The sequence below is a fragment of the Nonomuraea sp. CA-143628 genome (assembly GCF_050942315.1).
GTDB lineage: Bacteria > Actinomycetota > Actinomycetes > Streptosporangiales > Streptosporangiaceae > Nonomuraea.
In genome coordinates this window covers 13,728,820-13,747,753 of the sequence record NZ_CP192072.1, presented here as the reverse complement: position 1 = coordinate 13,747,753, position 18,934 = coordinate 13,728,820, and the positions used below count along the sequence as shown (strand labels likewise).

20 protein-coding genes are annotated in these 18,934 nt (G+C 67.8%); 13 read left to right on the top strand and 7 right to left on the bottom strand.

The features are described 5' to 3' along the window. Positions 1-1,290 (bottom strand): MFS transporter, encoded by a 1,290-nt coding sequence (locus ACQP2T_RS63195; RefSeq protein WP_433514118.1) that lies wholly within the window; start codon positions 1,288-1,290, stop codon positions 1-3. A 97-nt stretch (positions 1,291-1,387) separates the two neighbouring features. Between ACQP2T_RS63195 and idi the strand changes: the two genes are divergently transcribed. Continuing rightward, positions 1,388-1,984, top strand: coding sequence for an isopentenyl-diphosphate Delta-isomerase (idi, locus tag ACQP2T_RS63190; protein WP_433520004.1), 597 nt, complete (start codon positions 1,388-1,390; stop codon positions 1,982-1,984). A gap of 46 nt (positions 1,985-2,030) precedes the next feature. On the opposite strand, the gene ACQP2T_RS63185 is transcribed toward idi, so the two are convergent. Both ACQP2T_RS63185 and ACQP2T_RS63180 read right to left on the bottom strand, forming a co-directional pair. Further along, positions 2,031-3,110 (bottom strand): inositol-3-phosphate synthase, encoded by a 1,080-nt coding sequence (locus tag ACQP2T_RS63185; protein WP_433514117.1) that lies wholly within the window; start codon positions 3,108-3,110, stop codon positions 2,031-2,033. A gap of 13 nt (positions 3,111-3,123) precedes the next feature. Next, positions 3,124-3,705, bottom strand: coding sequence for a PadR family transcriptional regulator (locus ACQP2T_RS63180; protein ID WP_357655325.1), 582 nt, complete (start codon positions 3,703-3,705; stop codon positions 3,124-3,126). 133 nt (positions 3,706-3,838) lie between these two features. On the opposite strand from ACQP2T_RS63180, the gene ACQP2T_RS63175 reads away from it, so the two are divergent. The 4 genes from ACQP2T_RS63175 to ACQP2T_RS63160 all read left to right on the top strand — a co-directional run bounded on the left by ACQP2T_RS63175 (position 3,839) and on the right by ACQP2T_RS63160 (position 9,401). Further along, entirely contained in the window at positions 3,839-4,225 is a 387-nt protein-coding gene (locus ACQP2T_RS63175) for a DUF5318 family protein (protein WP_433514116.1), read from the top strand. A gap of 285 nt (positions 4,226-4,510) precedes the next feature. Then, a complete protein-coding gene (locus tag ACQP2T_RS63170; RefSeq protein WP_433514115.1) occupies positions 4,511-7,018 on the top strand; it encodes a transglycosylase domain-containing protein in 2,508 nt (835 codons plus the stop codon). Next, positions 7,015-8,334: a glycosyltransferase family 87 protein gene (locus ACQP2T_RS63165; protein ID WP_433514114.1), complete on the top strand. Its 1,320-nt coding sequence runs from the start codon at positions 7,015-7,017 to the stop codon at positions 8,332-8,334. The genes ACQP2T_RS63170 and ACQP2T_RS63165 overlap by 4 nt, the downstream gene beginning before the upstream one ends. A 2-nt stretch (positions 8,335-8,336) precedes the next feature. Continuing rightward, entirely contained in the window at positions 8,337-9,401 is a 1,065-nt protein-coding gene (locus ACQP2T_RS63160) for a mannosyltransferase family protein (RefSeq protein WP_433514113.1), read from the top strand. A gap of 63 nt (positions 9,402-9,464) precedes the next feature. On the opposite strand, the gene ACQP2T_RS63155 is transcribed toward ACQP2T_RS63160, so the two are convergent. Next, positions 9,465-10,208 carry a deoxyribonuclease IV gene (locus ACQP2T_RS63155; RefSeq protein WP_433514112.1) on the bottom strand — a complete coding sequence of 248 codons (744 nt, stop codon included), beginning with the start codon at positions 10,206-10,208 and terminating at the stop codon, positions 9,465-9,467. A 72-nt stretch (positions 10,209-10,280) separates the two neighbouring features. Between ACQP2T_RS63155 and ACQP2T_RS63150 the strand changes: the two genes are divergently transcribed. Further along, complete coding sequence (locus tag ACQP2T_RS63150) at positions 10,281-10,460, top strand: hypothetical protein (protein ID WP_225300943.1); 180 nt, start codon at positions 10,281-10,283, stop codon at positions 10,458-10,460. Positions 10,461-10,514: 54 nt separating this feature from the next. Here ACQP2T_RS63150 and ACQP2T_RS63145 read toward each other — a convergent pair whose 3' ends face one another. Continuing rightward, positions 10,515-10,841, bottom strand: coding sequence for a hypothetical protein (locus tag ACQP2T_RS63145; protein WP_357938121.1), 327 nt, complete (start codon positions 10,839-10,841; stop codon positions 10,515-10,517). A gap of 177 nt (positions 10,842-11,018) precedes the next feature. Between ACQP2T_RS63145 and rpsF the strand changes: the two genes are divergently transcribed. From rpsF to ACQP2T_RS63110, 7 genes are all read left to right on the top strand, one after another. Then, on the top strand, positions 11,019-11,309 hold the full coding sequence (gene rpsF / locus ACQP2T_RS63140; RefSeq protein ID WP_026214314.1) for a 30S ribosomal protein S6: 291 nt from the start codon (positions 11,019-11,021) through the stop codon (positions 11,307-11,309). An 87-nt stretch (positions 11,310-11,396) separates the two neighbouring features. Beyond that, complete coding sequence (locus ACQP2T_RS63135) at positions 11,397-11,963, top strand: single-stranded DNA-binding protein (RefSeq protein ID WP_433514111.1); 567 nt, start codon at positions 11,397-11,399, stop codon at positions 11,961-11,963. A 62-nt stretch (positions 11,964-12,025) separates the two neighbouring features. Beyond that, on the top strand, positions 12,026-12,262 hold the full coding sequence (rpsR, locus tag ACQP2T_RS63130) for a 30S ribosomal protein S18 (protein WP_020543048.1): 237 nt from the start codon (positions 12,026-12,028) through the stop codon (positions 12,260-12,262). Positions 12,263-12,277: 15 nt separating this feature from the next. Next, positions 12,278-12,724 carry a 50S ribosomal protein L9 gene (gene rplI, locus ACQP2T_RS63125; RefSeq protein ID WP_225300946.1) on the top strand — a complete coding sequence of 149 codons (447 nt, stop codon included), beginning with the start codon at positions 12,278-12,280 and terminating at the stop codon, positions 12,722-12,724. A 154-nt stretch (positions 12,725-12,878) separates the two neighbouring features. Next, entirely contained in the window at positions 12,879-13,745 is an 867-nt protein-coding gene (locus tag ACQP2T_RS63120) for an ABC transporter substrate-binding protein (RefSeq protein ID WP_433514110.1), read from the top strand. 11 nt (positions 13,746-13,756) lie between these two features. Further along, on the top strand, positions 13,757-14,605 hold the full coding sequence (locus ACQP2T_RS63115; protein WP_433514109.1) for an amino acid ABC transporter permease: 849 nt from the start codon (positions 13,757-13,759) through the stop codon (positions 14,603-14,605). Then, complete coding sequence (locus ACQP2T_RS63110; RefSeq protein ID WP_433514108.1) at positions 14,602-15,345, top strand: amino acid ABC transporter ATP-binding protein; 744 nt, start codon at positions 14,602-14,604, stop codon at positions 15,343-15,345. Before ACQP2T_RS63115 ends, ACQP2T_RS63110 begins: the two co-directional genes overlap by 4 nt. Before the next feature lie 463 nt (positions 15,346-15,808). Here ACQP2T_RS63110 and ACQP2T_RS63105 read toward each other — a convergent pair whose 3' ends face one another. Together ACQP2T_RS63105 and ACQP2T_RS63100 are read right to left on the bottom strand one after the other, a co-directional pair. After that, positions 15,809-17,290: an APC family permease gene (locus ACQP2T_RS63105; protein ID WP_433520003.1), complete on the bottom strand. Its 1,482-nt coding sequence runs from the start codon at positions 17,288-17,290 to the stop codon at positions 15,809-15,811. 62 nt (positions 17,291-17,352) lie between these two features. Then, a complete protein-coding gene (locus tag ACQP2T_RS63100) occupies positions 17,353-18,654 on the bottom strand; it encodes an MATE family efflux transporter (protein ID WP_433514107.1) in 1,302 nt (433 codons plus the stop codon). Positions 18,655-18,934 lie beyond the last annotated feature (280 nt).

Here is an 18,934-nt window from a genome sequence, read left to right as displayed (position 1 = left end):
TCAGCGGGAGGCTGTCGCGCGCGGCGTCGGGATGATCATTCGGTAGATCAGGGCGCCCGCCAGGTAACCGACCGTCACGATCGCCACGGCCGCGTAGGACTTGCCGTTGGCGGGCAGGATCGCCGCGGACAGGGCGGCCGCCAGCACGTACATGCCGTTGAACAGCATGTCGTAGATCGAGAAGGCCCGGCCCAGGTAGACGTCCTCCACGTCGCGCTGGACCGTGACGTCGGCGCAGATCTTGACGCTCTGCCCGGCGATGCCGAGCACGAACCCGGCGATCGGCAGGCTCCACGTCTGGAACGGCACGACCAGCACCGCCGTGAGCACGCCGGCCACGACCAGCGCGATCGGCACCCACCGCTCGATCGTGAACCGCGCGGTGGCCCACGGAGTGACGATCACCGCGAGGAAGAAGCCGACACCCGAGGTGGCCACGACCAGGCTGAGCCCACGCAGCGCCACCTCGGAGTCGCCGCCGGAGAAGTAGTAGCGGTAGAGGATGATGCCGAGCGCGGTCGCCATGCCGTACATGAAGCGGTGTGTCGCCATCGCGCCCATCGTGGCGGCGGCCGTGCGGTGACCCACCAGGTGCTTGGCGCCGTCGACGAGGCCGATGAGCACGTTGCGCACGGCCTCGCGGGCCTGCGGCCGCTCGGGGTCGAAGGAGGGGCCGAGCAGCGAGCGCTCCATGGTGCGGGCGATCAGCGCGCTCATCCCGGCGACCACGCCCGAGACGACCAGCAGCAGCGCCACGCCGAAATCGCCGCTGCCGAACAGCTCACGCAGCAGGAACCCCACTCCGGCGCCGAGGAAGGTGAAAACCGTGCCCGAGGTGGGCGTGACCGCGTTGGCGGCCATCAGCCGATCTTCCGGCACCACGTGCGGCAGCGACGCGCCGAGGGCGGCCAGGAAGAACCGGTTGGCCGCGAGCACGCCGAGCGCGGCCGCGTAGAAGACCGTGTCGGGCACGTCGACGGCGACCAGCGCCGCCGCCACGACCAACAGCGCGCCGCGCACGATCGGCGCGACGACGAGGATCTGCCGCCGCGACCAGCGGTCGATGAAGACGCCGACGAACGGGCCGAGAATGCTGTACGGCAGCAGCAGCACGGCCAGCCCGGCCGCCACCTGCAGAGCCGTGGTCTGCGTCTCCGGGCTGAAGAAGGCGAACCCGACCACGGCGAACTGGAAGACCCCGTCGGAGAACTGGGAGACCAGCCGGGTGGCGAACAGCCGTCGGAAGTCCCTGCCCTTCAGGACCACGCGAAGATCGGCGACGAATGACACGCAGTCAGCCTACTTCCGCCCGATTCACAGGTTGGTACAGCAGGCAGTCATTCGTCGCCAGTGGCCAACATGATCACGTACGCTTCGTAGCGTGACGATGGAAGAACACGTGGTGTTGGTCGACGGCGACGGCAACGCGATCGGCACCGCTCCCAAGAGCTCGGTGCACGGCCAGGAAACCCCGCTCCACCTGGCGTTCTCCAGTTACGTCTTCGACGAGGACAGTCGCGTCCTGCTGACCAGGCGCGCCGCGGGCAAACTGACCTGGCCGGGCGTGTGGACCAACAGCTGCTGCGGCCACCCGCTGCCCGGCGAGCCGCTGGACCACGCGGTCATCCGCCGGCTGTCCTACGAGCTCGGTCTGACGGTCGACCGGGTGGATCTCATGCTGCCGACGTTCACCTATCGCGCGGTCATGCCCAACGGCATCGTCGAACACGAGCTCTGCCCTGTCTACCGCGTGACAGTCGACGCCTCCGCCATCCCGAACCCGGACGAGGTCGACGAAATCCGGTGGATGCCCTGGAAGGAGTTCGCGGACGGCGTTCTGAGCACCCTGCTGGCGATCAGCCCGTGGTGCCGCGAACAGGTCCCCATGCTGAACGAACTGGGCACCAACCCCCTGGACTGGCGCCCGGCCTCGGTGGCGGAGCTGCCTCCGGCCGCCCGAAGCGCTGCCCGTACCGCTCTGTAGGGCTTTGTGGGGCGCCGCGCGGAGTGCACGGCGCCGGACCACGGACCTATCTGTCCACTTCGCCGCGGATGAACTTCTCGACGTAGTCGCGTGCGTCGTCGTCGGAGTATTGGACCGGCGGCGACTTCATGAAGTAGGAGGACGCGCTCAGGATCGGTCCCGCGATCCCCCGGTCGAGGGCGATCTTGGCGGCGCGCACGGCGTCGATGATGATGCCCGCCGAGTTGGGCGAGTCCCACACCTCCAGCTTGTACTCCAGGGTGAGCGGCGTGTCGCCGAACGAGCGCCCCTCCAGCCGCACGAAGGCCAGCTTCCGGTCGTCGAGCCACGGCACGTGGTCCGACGGGCCGATGTGCACGTCGGCCTTGGCCATCTCGTGCGGGATCTGCGAGGTGACCGACTGCGTCTTGGAGATCTTCTTCGACTGGAGGCGCTTGCGCTCCAGCATGTTCATGAAGTCCATGTTGCCGCCGACGTTGAGCTGGTACGTGCGCAGCAGCTCGACCCCGCGGTCCTCGAACAGCTTGGCCAGCACGCGGTGCGTGATGGTGGCGCCGACCTGCGACTTGATGTCGTCGCCGACGATCGGCACGCCGGCCGCGGTGAACTTCTCCGCCCATTCCGGGTCGGACGCGATGAACACCGGCAGCGCGTTGACGAACGCCACCTTGGCGTCCAGCGCGCACTGGGCGTAGAACCGGTCGGCCGCCTCGGAGCCCACCGGGAGGTAGGACACCAGGACGTCCACCTGGCTCTCGCGGAGTGCCTGGACGACGTCGACCGGCGACTCGTCGGACTCTTCGATGATCTCGCGGTAGTACTCGCCAAGCCCGTCGAAGGTATGGCCGCGCTGGACGATCACCCCGGTGGGCGGCACGTCCGCGAACTTGATCGTGTTGTTCTCGCTGGCGCCGATCGCCTCGGACAGGTCGCGGCCGACCTTCTTGGCGTCGACGTCGAACGCGGCGACGAACTCGACGTCGCCCACGTGATAGTCGCCGAACTTCACGTGCATCAGGCCCGGCACCCGTGTGGCCGGGTCGGCGTCCTTGTAATAGTGAACGCCCTGAACCAGTGACGCCGCGCAGTTGCCAACACCGACAATGGCCACGCGAACCGAACTCATCGCACTCGCTCCCTTACTCATCAGTTGATCTCTCGGGGTTCTCCTCAGAGGAGCCCCGTCTCTCTGTCGCGATCAGCTCGTTCAGCCACCGCACCTCGCGTTCGACCGATTCGAGCCCGTGACGTTGTAGTTCGAGCGTGTAGCTGTCGAGGCGCTCCCTGGTGCGGGCCAGGGCCGTACGCACGCTGTCGAGGCGTTCCTCCAGGCGACTGCGGCGGCCTTCGAGGATCCGCAGTCTCACCTCCGCCTCCGTGTGCCTGAAGAACGCGAAGTGGACGCCGAAACTCTCGTCCTCCCACGCGGACGGCCCCGCCTGCGTCAGCAGGTCCTGCAGCCGTTCCTTGCCCTCCGCGGTCAGCTTGTAGACGATCTTCGACCGGCCCCCGACGATCGCGGCGGGCGCCGGCTGCTCCTCCACGATGAGGCCCTGTTCGAGCAGTGAGCGCAGACAGGGGTAGAGCGACCCGTAGGAGAAGGCGCGGAACATGCCCAGCAAGGCATTGAGCCGTTTGCGCAGCTCATAGCCGTGTAGCGGCGTCTCGTGCAGCGACCCGAGCACGGCCAGCTCCAGCACTCTGCCCTGTCCGCTGGCCACTGGAACCGCCCCCTCTCACGTCGATGTATCGAGCCGATACATCCCGATGATACGTCGCGCCGCTATATCGCCGCAATTAACGACTTTGCCAAGGCGTTGGGAGGATTCAGCAAAACGCCGTAGTCTGGCGCTCATGTGGTCACAGGGAAAGGTGGTGGACTACGGCCTTGCCAAGCGGGCGGTGGTCGACTTTCCGCACCCCAGGCGTACGTCGCCTGGGGATTTTCGTGACGCACAGCCATGCCTCCTTCGCGCGGCGCGCCACTTCGGCGAACCGACCGAACACCTCTGCCCGGTGTGCGAGGGAGAGAACGTCACCAGCGTGACCTACGTCTCCGGGGATTCCCCGGGACGCCATGCCGGTGAGGCAAAGGTCGCGTCGGAACTCGCCGATATGGCCCATGATTACGATGAGTTCCGGGTGTACGCCGTCGAGGTCTGTCAAGGTTGTTCCTGGAACCACCTGACGGTGTCGTTCGTCCTCGGCAACGGACCGCCGGACCGCGTCGGGCGACCGTAGAAGACCGAGGACGGCGAGGAGCCCCACGCCCATCCGCCGTGCTATCCGACGACGTTGTGAGGACGTGTGAGTAACAGCAGCAATGAGGGGACGGGTCGGCCTGGAAGGCGCCGTCGCTCCAACTCATCCCGTTCTGTGCCCCAAGACAACTCGCCGCAAACCGGCGAAGCAGGCTGGGGGGCGGCACAGCCTCAGCGTCGGCCGGAAGCCGCGTACGAACAGACCGGCGCGATGGCCGCCCAGCCATACGCGGACCCCCAGCAGCCAGGTACCCAGCAAATGGGCATGCCGCAACCAGGCCCCCAGCAGCCGGGTCCGGGCGGTCCCGGCCCCCGCCAGCCGGGTCGGCGCGAGGCCGCGCCGCGCGAGCCGGGGCGGCGCCAGGGTAGCCGTGAGCGTTCGCGCGGCGAAGGCGAATACGACACCCGCGCCCGCAGCAACCAGGAGACCATGATCAGCGACTCGCCCAGGCGGGCGCGCGGGCGCGGCTCCGGCGGACCCCAAGGACCTGGCGGCCCCGGCGGTCCCGAGGGTCCCGAGCGGCCCGGGGACGAGCGGCCGAAGTGGCGCCGCTTCATCCCCAGCTGGAAGATCGTCATGGCCTCGATGACGGTCCTCGCGGCCGGCATCTTCGGCATGATCGCGGTGGCCTACGCCAACACCCCGGTGCCCGACGAGAAGGACACGCAGGCCGGGGCGACCGCGCAGGGCAGCACCGTCTACTTCTCAGACGGCAAGACGGTCATCGCCAAGCTCGGCACGCCCCGGAAGATCATCCCGTACGAGCAAATGTCCGAGAAGCTCAGGGATGCCACGGTGGCCATCGAGAACGACACGTTCTACGAGGACTCCGGCATCTCCATCTCCGGTATGGCCCGCTCGCTGTGGATGACCGCGACGGGTCAGCAGTTGCAGGGCGCCTCGACGATCACCCAGCAGATGGCCCGCGGTTACTACGGCGGCCTCAGCTCGGAAGTCTCGATCAAGCGTAAGGTCAGCGAGATCTTCATCGCGGTCAAGCTCAACCAGACGAAGTCCAAAGAAGATATCCTGAAGACCTACCTCAACACCGTCAACTTCGGCCGGGCCTACGGCGTCGAGGCGGCGGCCCAGGCTTACTTCGGCAGGAAGAAGCACGCCTCGAATCTCACCCTGTCGGAGGCGGCCTACCTGGCGGCGCACATCCAGACGCCGAGCTGGGGCTCCGAGGACCCCGCGCTCAAATTCCGCTGGAAGACCGTCCTGGACTACATGGCCAAGCAGTGGCCGGACAAATACGCCGAGGAGCGGAAGACGGCGGAGTGGCCCAAGATCGTGAAGTCCAACGCGGACAGCGCCTACGCGGGTCTCAACGGCTACATGCTCGAGGCGGTCACCCGGGAGCTCGAGGGTCGCGGCATCACCCTGGACGCCATCAAGAGCAGCGGCTACGAGATCGTCACCACCTTCGACAAGAGGCTCATGCAGGCCGCCAAGACCGCGGTGCTGGACGCGACGAGGGGCAAGTCGAAGGAGTACCACACCAGTCTCGCCGCGGTCGACCCCAAGACCGGCCGCGTGGTGGCCTTCTACGGAGGCACTGACTACCTCAAGGATCCGTGGAACGAGCCCTTCGACTCGGCCAAGCAGGCCGCCTCCGCGTTCAAGCCCTACGTCCTGGCCGCGTGGCTGAAGGCCGGGAAATCGCTCAGCAGCTACGTGCCGGGCAGCGTGACGGTGCCGAAGGTGCTGCCTGGACAGCAGCCCGGCGGATTCAAGAACAGCCACAACGTGGGCGCCTCGATTGACGTGGTCAAGGCGACCGCGCAGTCCGTCAACACCGCCTATGTGTCGATGGCGTACGCGCTGCCCGACAAGCTCGACGACGTCAAGAGTCTCGTCGAGGCGGCCGGGTTCAGCGAGAAGCGCATGGAGCAGGACGTCAAGGACCACGGCTTCGGGTTCGCCATCGGCAGCGCACCGGTGACCGCCGTGGAGCAGGCGGCCGGATACTCGATCTTCGCCAACGCCGGCAAGTACACCAAATATCACGTGGTGGAGAAGATCAAGCTGAACAAGCAGGTCGCCTACCCCGAGCAGCGGGCCTCCAAGAACGTGATCAGCCCTGAGGCCGCCGCCGACGCGACGGTCGCCATGCAGGAGGTGCTGCGGAGCGGCACCGCGCGGGGCAAGGGCCTGGGCAACCGCCCGGCGGCGGGCAAGACCGGCACGAACAACGACGAGAAGGAAGCCTGGTTCGTCGGTTACACCCCGCAGCTTTCTACCGCGGTGGGTATGTACCGCGAGGTGTGCAAGACGAAGAAGGGCACCACCGTCCAGCCCATCAACTCGAACTGCCCCATCACCCCGAAGGGTCAGCCTTCCAAGAGATACAACAACGACAAGCCGTACACCAAGGCATATGAGACGACGCTGGGCTTCGAGGGTGCGGACACGCCCACGACGATCTGGCGCGCGTTCATGACCGCCGCACTCCAGAACAAGCCGGTCGAGCAGTTCCCCACCAGGGCCGACATCGGGCAGCCTGAGAACATCGTGCCGAGCCCGACGCCCACGCCGACGCCCACCGAGGACGACCCGTCCCTTGAGGACGGGGACCCCAACGCCAACTGCGGCGTCGTCCCGCCGTGCACCGGCGACGACCCCGACCAGATCATCACGGTCGACCCCAACAACAACGGTGAGCAGCAGCAGGACGACGGCGGCGGTTTCGACGGGCGGGGCCGCCAGAGCCAGGGGTCCAACCCGGTCATCGTTCCCGGTCCGATGCCGAGCAGACGCGAGGACTGGTGAAGTCGAGCACCGAGGTCCGCCCACCGCTCATGAACCGGGCCGTGCCGTACCTTCCCCTGGGGCTGTTCGCGGCCCTGGGGGCCACGCTCGCCTATATCGTGCGGCTGCCCTGCCGCACGGGCGGGTGGAACGACCAGGTCTCGACGTACCAGAACTTCTGCTACACCGACATCTACCCGCTCTACTTCGACCGGCAGCTGGCGACGCAGAACCCCTACTTCGCCGACGTGCCGTTCGACAAGCACGTCGAATATCCGGTGGTCCTCGGCGAGGTCATGCAGGTGGTCAGCTGGATCGCCCGCTGGCTGGAGCGCGACGTGGTCGCCCAGGCGGTCAGGTTCTACGACATCACCGTCATCCTGCTCGGCGTCTGCCTGGTGGCCGGCGTGCTGCTGATGGCGGCGGTGGCGGGACCGACCAGGCGGTGGGACGCGCTCTGGTACGCGCTCGCCCCGTCGATCGTCCTGGCCGCCTACATCAACTGGGACCTGGTCGCGGGCGCGCTGTCGATGGGCATGCTGCTGGCCTGGGCCCGAAAGCGGCAGGTGCTGGCCGGTGTGCTGCTCGGCCTGGCGATCGCGACGAAGTTCTACCCGATCATGTTCGTCGGCGCGCTCCTGCTGCTCACCATGCGCACCGCGCGATGGCGGCCCTTCCTCGTCACGATGGGCGCGACCGCCGGGTCGTGGCTGGTGGTCAACGTGCCGTTCATGGTGCTGGCCTGGGACGGCTGGCGCCGGTTCTACGTCTTCTCCGAGGAACGCGGCGTCGACTGGGGCTCGCCCTGGCTGTTCTTCCAGAGCAAGGGCTGGCCGATCCTGGGTGACACCGACGTCAGCCGTCTGGGCATGGTCTCGCTGGGCCTGCTGTGCCTGGGCATCGCGGCCCTCACGCTGATGGCGCCGCGCCGGCCGCGGCTGGCGCAGATCTGCTTCCTCGCGCTGGCCGCGTTCATGATGACGAACAAGGTGTGGTCGCCGCAGTTCGTCCTGTGGCTGGTGCCGTTCGCGGTGCTGGCCAGACCCAACTGGAAGCCGATCGTGCTCTGGCAGGTCGCCGAGATCTGGTATTTCTGCGCGATCTGGCTCTATCTGCTCTCCCAGTCTCCGGTCAGCCGTCCCGACCTGGGCATCGGCGACAACACCTACTTCACCGCCGTATGGGGACGGGTCCTCACGATCGCCATCATGATGGCCTTCGTGGTACGTGACATCCTGCGTCCCGACAAGGACGTCATCCGGCAGACAGGCATCGACGACCAGGCGGGCGGCGTCTTCGACGGCGCGCCGGACCGGTTCACCCTGCGCCCGGCCTAGCCATGATCACCCGCTCGGCCGACCGCGACGCGACGCTCCTCTGGTTCGCCTCGCGCGGCGGGCTGCTGGTGGCGACCCTGCTCGGGGTCGCGCTGCACGACTACGTGGGCACGTGGCGGAAGTGGGACGCCGGGCTGTTCATCACGATCGCCGAGCACGGCTACGACGGCGATCCCGGCAGGCCGCCGGACGCCGGGCTGCCCGCGTTCTTCCCCGGCCTGCCGCTGGCGATGCGGGTGGTCCACCTCGTGGTGCCGGACTGGACGGCCTGCGGGCTGATCGTCTCGCTGGTCGCCGGTCTGGTGGCGGTGGTGGCGCTGGCCAGGCTGACGGAGTTCGAGGGCGGCTCGGGGTGGGCCGCGGTGGCCGGGCTGCTGCTGTTCCCGATGGCCGTCTTCCTGGTCGCCGGCTACAGCGAGGCGCTGTTCCTGGCGTTCGCGATCCCCGCCTGGCTGGCCGCCCGCCAGGGCCGCTGGCCGCTGGCCGCCGCCCTGGCCGCGGGCGCCTCCTGCGTACGCATCACCGGGTTGTTCCTGGCGGTCGCGCTGATCGTGGAGTTCTTCACCAGCAGGCAGCCCATCCGGCGGGCGCCGTGGCTGCTGGTCCCCTTCCTGCCGCTGGTGGCGTACTCCTTCTTCCACTACAACCGCTCGGGAGACTGGCTCGCCTGGAAGCACGCCCAGGAGGCCGGGTGGGGACGGCAGATGGTGTGGCCGTGGCAGGCGTGGAACACCACATGGCAGTCGGCCATGGGCGCGGGTGACTTCGCGATCGCCTTCCGCATGGAGTTGGCCGGTGCGGTGGTCTCAGTGGCCGCGCTCGTCTGGCTGCTGGTCATGCGCCGGTGGAGCGAGCTGGTCTACACAGGGTTACAGGCGGGGGCGCTCATGACCTCGGCGTACTACCTGTCGATCCCGCGCTCGCTGCTGCTGTGGTTTCCGCTGTGGGTGGCGTTCGGTCGACTGGTGGCCCGGCATCCATGGGTGATGGTGGTGTACGCCCTGGTGGCGGGGCCGCTCATGCTGCTCGACGTGGTCCGCTTCCTGAGCGGCGCCTGGGCAGGATGATCTTCATACCCACTTTCAGGACTCGGTAATCCAGGGAAGTTATCCACAGGCTGTGTGTATTCGCTAGAGGTTCTTCCTCAGGAACGCGATGTCGTCGGCCTGACCATCGCCGGGCGTCTCCACCACGATGGGCGCGGCCGCCGCGCGGCAGACCGCCAGGATGAGCTCAGGGTCGATCTTCCCGTTGCCCAGGTTGGCGTGCCGGTCGGCACCGGAGTCGAACTCGTCGCGTGAGTCGTTGCAGTGCACCAGGTCGATGCGGCCGGTGATCGCCTTGACCCGGTCGACCAGGTCGAGGAGCTCCTCGCCGCCCGCGTGCGCGTGGCAGGTGTCGAGGCAGAAGCCCACGTCGAAGCCGTCGAGGGCGTCCCAGAGCCGGGCGATGCGGTCGAGCCTGCGGGCTATCGCGTTGTCGCCGCCCGCGGTGTTCTCGATCAGCACCGGGATCGGGCACTCCATGCGCTCGAACACCTTGCGCCAGTTGTCGAACCCGATCTGCGGGTCCTCGTTCTTGTTCAGGTGGCCGCCGTGCACGATCAGGCCTTTGGCGCCGAGCCCGGCCGCCGCCTCCAGGTGCTGGGCGAGCAGCTTGCGGCTGGGGATCCTGATGCGGTTGTTGGTGGTGGCGACGTTGATCAGGTAGGGCGCGTGGATGTAGATGTCGACGCCCTCGACCGGCTCGGCCGGCAGCACCGGCTTCTTGTAGCCCTGTGGATCGCCCAGGAAGAACTGCACCACCTCGGCCCCGATCGCGGCCGCGTGGGCGGCTGGGGCGTCCTGACCTACGTGAGCTCCGATGCGCACCATGTCACGAGCTTATCCGTTTGGAGCAGAGGGCTCAGGGAAGTCGCCAGGCGCCCCCTACGCGAGGAGAACGATATGACGCGCTGGCGCTGGCGCTCACTGATCTTCTTAATCTGGGTTCTCATCGGCATCTATGTGGCCTGGGTCTACCACTACATCACCCCGGGGATCCTCCGGAACATCGCCGAGGCGCTCCTCGCGGTCTTCCTGTGGTTCCTGGTGCTGCTCGGTGTGGATCTGCATATTGGTAAATGACCTCAGGCGAACGGTCCCGGCCATGCCGGGACCGTTTCGCGTGCCACGAGCCGTTTACGGCAGGAAGCCGCCGTGCGCGATACCGAGCGCGACACCGACGAACGACGCGACCAGGCCGATGATGTTCAGCGAGCGCTGGGGCGTGGTCACCGAGACGTACTGCGAGTAGAGCCCCATCCCGAATCCGAGCGTGCCGAACCACGCGGAGATCGGGTGGGCGGCGACGAAGAACGTCGAGATGAAGGCCACCAGCCCGCACACGAGCGTGGCGACGGCCAGGACGTTCTCGATCGGGTGCGGTGCCCCGTCGCTGTTGAGCGTGAGTCTGAACCGCTGGGTCTCCGGAGGTTGCAGGATGTGCGGCACTAATGTCACCCCCATGGGTTTCCTACAGGTCCTTCCCATCCGCGAGCGGCTGGTAACCTGGTCAAGCTGCGTTGTGATGGGTGATCCATCAGCCTGAGACGCCGAAAGGGGTGTCCGGGTCCTGACGTCAGCGTCCTCCTGTCACGGCAGAGTGTCGTGACCGCAAGAGTCCAGAGGAGGTTGGAGTCCCGCATGCGTCGTTACGAAGTAATGGTCATTCTGGACCCTTCGCTCGATGAGCGCACTGTGGCGCCGTCCCTCGACCAGTTCCTCACCGTCGTCCGCAACGACGGCGGCACTGTGGAGAAGGTCGACGTCTGGGGCCGTCGCCGTCTCGCCTACGACATCGACAAGAAGTCGGAAGGCATCTACGCCGTCATCGACCTGTCCGCGGAGCCCGCGACGGTCAAGGAGCTCGACCGGCAGATGAACCTCAACGAGGGCATCCTGCGCACCAAGGTTCTCCGCCCCGACGTGCACTAAGCAGCGGTTGCCCGGCTTTTTGTCGGGCGGCAGCCGTACTCTGAGCCGTAACCAAAGCGAAGGCGTGCAGGAAGGCGAGCGCAAGCCATGGCAGCAGGCGACACCGTAATCACCATCGTCGGCAACCTTGTCGACGATCCGGAGCTGCGCTTCACCCCCACGGGTCAAGCCGTGGCTCGATTCCGCATCGCGTCCACTCCGCGGTTCATGGACCGCCAGACCAACGAGTGGAAAGACGGCGAAAGCCTCTTCCTGACCTGCAACGTGTGGCGGCAGGCGGCGGAGAACGCCGCCGAGAGCCTCCAGCGCGGCATGCGGGTCATCGTGCAGGGGCGGCTCAAGCAGCGGTCTTACGAGACCAAGGAAGGCGAGAAGCGCACGGTCTACGAGGTCGAGGTCGACGAGGTCGGCCCGTCTCTGCGTAACGCCACGGCCAAGGTCAACCGCACCTCCCGTCAGGGTGGTGGCGGTGGCGGCGGCTTCGGTGGCGGCCCGGCCGACGACCCGTGGGCCTCCGCGTCGCCCGCTCCGCCCCAGGGCGGCGGCGGTTTCGGCGGCGGCGGTGGCGGCGGCTACCAGGGCGGCGGTCAGCAGGGCGGCTCCGGCGGCTTCGGCGGCGGCGGCAACGACTTCAGCGACGAACCGCCTTTCTAATTCCAGTTCACCAGCCCGAGTCCATTCCCGCTTGACGGCGGGGCTCTGAAAGGAGCACCACGATGGCAAAGCCGGCACTGCGCAAGCCCAAGAAGAAGGTTTGCCTGTTCTGCCACGACAAGATCTCCTACGTCGACTACAAGGACACGGCTCTGCTGCGGAAGTTCATCTCCGACCGCGGCAAGATCCGGGCCCGCCGGGTGACGGGCAACTGCACCCAGCACCAGCGTGACGTGGCGACCGCGATCAAGAACGCCCGTGAGGTGGCCCTGCTGCCTTACACGAGCACCGCGCGCTAAGGGAGGACTGTCGATATGAAGCTCATCCTCACCAACGAGGTCTCCGGCCTCGGCACCCCTGGCGACATCGTCGAGGTCAAGGACGGCTACGGCCGTAACTTCCTCATCCCGCGCGGCTACGCCATGCGCTGGACGCGTGGCGCCGAGAAGCAGATCGAGTCCATCAAGAAGGCTCGTGACGCTCGCGAGATCCGCGACCTGGGCACGGCCAAGGAGGTCGCCGGCCAGCTCGGCGCCCTTCGCGTCCGCCTGGTCACCCGCGCTGGCGACTCCGGCCGCCTGTTCGGGTCGATCACCACGGGTGACGTCGCCGAGGCCGTCAAGGCCGCCGGCGGTCCCATCCTCGACCGCCGCCGCATCGAGATCGTCAACCCGATCAAGAGCGTCGGCTCGCACAAGGTCAGCGTCAAGCTGCACCCCGAGGTCTCGGCGTCGGTCGACGTCGAGGTCGTCGCCGGCTGACGACTCTCAGTCTCACCGCTGCCCCCTCTCGCTTGCGAGAGGGGGCAGCGCTGTCTCTATGGCCGTATGGGTGCAGGTAGGGGACATAGTTCACGGTGCGGCAGCGTAAGATTTGCTCGTTCTTCCCGCGCCCCTTCCCTGGAGGCCCCCAGCCATGGCCCGACCCTCGAAGCTGCTGGCCGTTGGCGTGCTCGCGGCGGCGGCCGTCGCCTGCGCCCCCGCCGACACTCCGCCGAGCGCCGCCCCGCTCAGTCCCACGGCGTCCGCCGCATGCACCAAGGACCAGCTCAAGCTCGTCAACGCGGGCAAGCTGACGATCGCCACCGACAAGCCCGCCTTCGAGCCGTGGTTCAAGGACGACGACCCGAGCAACGGCCAGGGCTTCGAGAGCGCGGTCGCGTTCGCCGTGGCGGGCGAGCTCGGCTTCGACCGCTCCGAGGTGCAGTGGAGCACGGTCAAGTTCGACTCGGCCTTCGCACCGGGTGCCAAGCAGTTCGACTTCGACGTCAACGAGGTCTCGATCACCCCGGACCGGGCCAAGGCGGTCGACTTCAGCCACGGCTACTACACGGTCAAGCAGGCCGTCGTGGCCATGGGGGACGGCAAGTTCGCCGCCGCGAAGAGCCTGGCCGAGCTCAAGGACGCCAAGATAGGCGTACAGGTGGGCACGACCTCCCTCAACGCGGTCAAGGAGGTCATCAAGCCCGGCGCCGAGCCCAACGTCTACACCGACCAGATCGACGCCATCAACGCGCTGAAGAACAAGCAGGTCGACGCCATCGTCGTGGACCTGCCCACGGCCTTCTACGTAACGGCCGCGCAGGTCGAGAAGTCGAAGATCGTCGGTCAGTTCAGCTCGACCGGTGGCACGCCCGAGGAGTTCGGCCTGGTCATGGAGAAGGGCAGCGCGCTCAAGCCGTGCGTCGACAAGGCCGTCGACGCGCTGAAGTCCAAGGGCGAGCTGACCAAGATCGAGCAGCAGTGGCTCAGCGCGGCCGCGGGCGCGCCCGAGTTGAAGTGAGCGGGGTTGAGGTGAGTGAGAGCACCGCGGGCTGGGTCAAGAGCGAGCGACAGCTCGAACGCGAGCGGGTCCGCAGGTCGCGGGCCCGGCGCTCGACGTCCATCGCCGGCGCCTCGACGATCGTCTTCCTCGTCCTGGCCGTGGTGGTGGTCACCCATTCGCCCGGCTGGCCACGGGTGCGGGAGTCGTTCTTCAATCCGGAGTGGTTCGTCAAGGCGTGGCCGGAGGTCCTGACCGGGTTCCTGCTCAACATCAAGATGTTCCTGATCGCGGAGCCGCTGATCCTGCTGGTCGGGGTGCTGGTGGCCCTGGCCAGGACCGTCACGGCGCCCGCCTTCTTCCCGGTCCGGGCGCTGGCCACGCTCTACACCGACATCTTCCGTGGCGTGCCGACGATCCTGGTCATCTACCTGGTCGGCTTCGGGCTGCCCGCGCTCAGGCTGCAGGGGATTCCCACGGATCTGGCCACACTCGGCATCATCGGCCTGACACTCTCGTACGGCGCGTACGTAGCCGAGGTGTTCCGGGCGGGCATCGAGTCGGTCCATCCCAGCCAGGTGGCGGCGGCCCGCTCGCTCGGCCTGAGCCACCTCAAGGCGATGCGGTTCGTCGTGCTTCCGCAGGCCACTCGCCGGATCGTCCCGCCGCTGCTCAACGACTTCATCTCCCTGCAGAAGGACACGGCGCTGGTGGCCACCATCGGGCCGCTGGAGGCGCTGAGGTCGGCGAATATCATCGCGGCAAGCAAGTTCAACTACACGCCTTACCTGGTGGCGTCGCTGCTGTTCATCCTGCTCACGATCCCGATGGCCCGCTTCACCGACCACCTGGCCGCCCGTACGCGAAGGAGGCGCGGATGAGCCTGCTGACCATCGATGGGGTGTGGAAGAACTTCCGCGGCCACAGCGTCCTGCGCGGCATCGACCTGGAGGTACGCCCGCACGAGGTGGTCAGCCTGATCGGCGCGTCAGGGTCGGGCAAGTCCACGCTGCTGCGCTGCGTCAACCTGCTGGAGACCATCGACGACGGCGCCATCCACCTCGACGGGCAGGAGATCACCGACCCTCGGGCGGACGTCGACGATGTACGTCGTCGGCTGGGCATCGTGTTCCAGGCGTTCAACCTGTTCCCGCACATGACGGTGCTCGACAACATCACGCTCGCGCCCCGGCGGGTGCACGGGGTGGCCAAGGCCGAGGCGGAGGAGCAGGCGGGCGAGCTCCTGGCCAGGTTCGGGCTGGCGGACAAGGCCCGCTCCTACCCCGACCAGCTCTCCGGCGGCCAGCAGCAGCGGGTGGCCATCGTCCGCGCGCTGGCCACCAAGCCACGGCTGATGCTGCTCGACGAGGTCACCTCGGCGCTCGACCCGGTGCTGGTCGTGGAGGTGCTCCAGGTCATCAGGGAGCTCAAGGACTCGGGCATGACGATGATCCTGGCGACGCACGAGATGGGCTTCTGCCGCGACATCTCCGACACGGTGTGCTTCCTGGACGGCGGGGTCATGCTGGAGAAGGGCCCGCCGGAGATGATCTTCACCGATCCGGAGCAGGCCCGTACGAGGGACTTCCTGAAAGCCGTACTGGACTCCGGGCGGCTCTGACGCGGCGTCCACGAACGTCGGGCGGGTACCCGCTCCCCGAAGGGGGTCCCTTCCTGGGACCCCGACCACAACGGACCGGTTTCCTCTCGCGCTCTTGGAGGAGGTCCCTTCCTGGGGGCCTGGGCCACGGTGGGTCGTTTCGACCGCTCCTCCTGGAGGGGGTCCCTTCCTGGGGACCTCGGCCACGGCGGGCCGTTTCGTCCGCTCCTCCTGGAGGGGGTCCCTTCCTGGGGACCTCGGCCACGGCGGGCCGTTTCGTCCGCTCGCAGGGAGCGGGGTGTCCCCCTTTGGGGCTCTTGCCACGGCGGACCGGTTTCCTCGCCTCCCTGGAGGGGGTCCCGTCCTAGGGACCACAGCCACGACGGACCAATTTCATTCGCCCCCGAAGGGGATCTCTCCCGAAGGACACCAGCCACCACGGACCGCCACAGGGATTGAGACGGTCGTGACAAACCACCGGGGCTTAACGCCGATGGCGCCCTCTGGCGTGGTTCAGGGGAGGCAGCTCAGGCTGAGCCAGCAGGCTGTGCCGCCGACCGTACACAAGATAGACAAGCAGCCCGAAAGCCATCCACAGCGCGAACCACGCCCAGGTGAGCACCTGCAGATTCACCATCAGCCAGAGCGTCGCCACCAGGGACAGCGCGGGCAGCAGCGGCGAGAGCGGGACGCGGAATCCGCGGTCGAGGTGCGGCATCCGGCGCCGCATGACGATCACACCCGCGGCGACGAACATGAACGCGAACAGCGTCCCGATCACCACCAGCTGCTGCAGCGTGAACACCGGCACGAGCTCGGCCAGCAGGATCGCGATCACTCCGATGAGCAGCGTGACCCGCGTGGGGGTGTGATATTTGCGGCTGATCGTGGCCAGACGGCGCGGCATCAGGCCGTCGCGGGCGATCGAGAACAGTACGCGCGTCTGCCCCACGATCAGCACCAGGATGACCGTGGTCAGCCCGAGCACCGCGCCGATGTCGATGACGTGCGCCATCCAGTCGACACCCACCACGCGGAACGCGCTGGACAGCGGCGAGTCGGGGGAGATGCCGGTGTAGGGGATCATGCCGACCATGACCACGGCCACCGCGAGGTAGATGACCGTGGCGATCACCAGGCTGCGGATCATGCCCTTGGGGATGGCTCTGGAGGCGTTCACGGTCTCCTCGGCGGCGGTGGCGACGACGTCGAAGCCGATGTACGCGAACGCGATGGCCGACGCCGCCGCGAACACCCCGAACCAGCCGAACGCGTGACTCTGCCCCACGACCATGTCGAGCACGGTCGCCGCCGGGCTGGTGGTGGGCTTCGGCTCGGTGTAGAGGTCGCCGAAGTTGGCCACCTTGACGTACCGCGCCCCGACGACGATGACCGCCCCGATGGCCAGCAGCTTGGCCGCCACCATCACCCACAGCGCCCGCAGCCCGACCCGCGCGTTGAGCGCCACGACGCTCGTCAGCACCACCAGGATGAACAGGACGAACACGTCCTCGATCACGTTCTGGTACGGCAGGCGCACCCCGAACCCGGTGATCGCCCGGACGGTGATCAGCGCCCAGGCCCTGGCCACCACGGCGGCGGCCAGCTCCAGCTCCAGGATCAGCGCCCAGCCGATGATCCACGCCCATACCTCGCCGAAGATGACGTAGGTGAAGGTGTACGCGCTGCCCGAGGTCGGCATCGTGGACGACAGCTCGGCGTAACACAGGCAGGCCAGCAGGCAGGCGATCCCGGCGATCATGAACGAAAGGATCACTCCGGGGCCCGCCATGGTCGCGGCCTGCTGCCCGGCGATGCTGAAGATACCCGCGCCGATCATCACACCGAGCCCGAGCACGACCAGATCGGCGGGCCGGTACAGCTCGGCGAGGCTGTGGCGCGCGCCTGTGCGTAACCCGGTCGCCGCGTCGGGCGGCAGCCGCCGGAGGATCGTGGACAAAGGCACACCCCGCTCAGGGAACCCGCCCACAGTGTCGCACCACACGCGTAACAGCAAGCACGGGACGATTACGCCCCGGTCACCAGCCATGTCGTACCGAGCGCCCGCTGTCCAAGCGTGATCAAACGTGCGATCATCCACACCCCGAGTGCGCACCAGAGTGCGACGATGCCGAATCCGGAGGCGAGAAAGGCACACGGCAGGTACGCGAGCGTCGTCCACAGGGCCGCCCACGCGAGGTAGCGCTGGTCACCGGCGCCGATCAGCACCCCGTCGAGCACGAACACCACGCCGCACACCGGCTGGAACAGCGCCACCGGCCAGAGCACGGCCAGCAACTGCTCGGTCACCTGTGGATCGGCGTCGAACAGGCCGGGAAGCAGCGGCCGGGCCGCGACGACGAGCACGCCGAGCACGAACCCCGACCAGAGGCCCCACCGCACCATGCGCCGGGTCGCGGCCCTGGTGGCGGCCACGTCGCCGGCGCCGAGCGTACGGCCGGTGATGGCCTGGCCGGCGATGGCGATGGCGTCCAGGGCGAAGGCCAGCAGGGTCCAGACCTGGGTGGCGATGGCGTACGCGGCCAGCTGGGCCTGGCCCATCCTGGTGGCCACCACGGTCGCCGCGATCAGCACGACGCGCAGGCAGAGGGTCCTGATGAGCAGCGCGAAGCCGGCCGTACCCGCCTGCTTGACGCCCGCCAGGTGAGGCGTGAGCGATATGCCGAGCCGCAGCGCGCCCCTGGCCACCACGACGAGGTAGACGGCCGCACCCAGCGTCTGAGCCAGCACGGTGCCCCAGGCCGAGCCCGCGATGCCCCAGTGCAGTCCGAGCACGAACCACGCGTTCAGCCCCGCGTTGAGCGCGAACGAGCCCACCGCGACGGCCAGCGGCGTGACCGTGTCCTGCAGGCCGCGCAGCACGCCCGTCCCGGCCAGCACGACGAGCATGCCGGGCGCGCCGAGCAGCGAGATGCGCAGGTACGTCGTAGCCTGCCCGGCCTGCTCCGGGACCGCCCCGAACAGCCCGACGATCGATGGGGCGAGCGGCCAGCAGACCGCGATGAGGGCGGCGCCGATGGCCAGCGCGAGCCAGATGCCGTCCACGCCGCTGCGCATCGCCCTGGCATGATGGCCCGCACCGGTCTGGCGGGCCACGGACGCCGTCGTGCCGTACGCGAGGAAGACACAGAGGTTCACCACCGTGGCCAGGATCGTGCCCGCGACGCCCAGGGCACCCAGGGCGGTGGTGCCCAGCCCGTGCCCCACGATGGCATAGTCGGCGAGCAGGAAGAGCGGTTCGGCGACCAGCGCGCCGAACGCGGGCACGGCCAGGCGCAGAATCTCCCTGTCCTGCGGCGTAATGGGCATTTACCCATTATGGCCATTACACGGCGTGTCGGGCCAACTTTCTTTCCTCCACAGCCGGTGGACAAAGTTCTCGCAGGTCAGATGGGGTGCTGTGGATTGTGGACAGAGTTATCCACAGCTCCGTCCACAGTTGTTTCACACCCTGAGCCGAATAGTGCACAGCTTGACCACAGGGTTGTCCACAGGCCGCGTTGCCGTCTCACCGCGAACCCGCGAAACTGTCAGACCGGTCGACTACAAGTGGGGGTGGTGCGACCGCCTGCAAGGTGTTGAGGGGGCG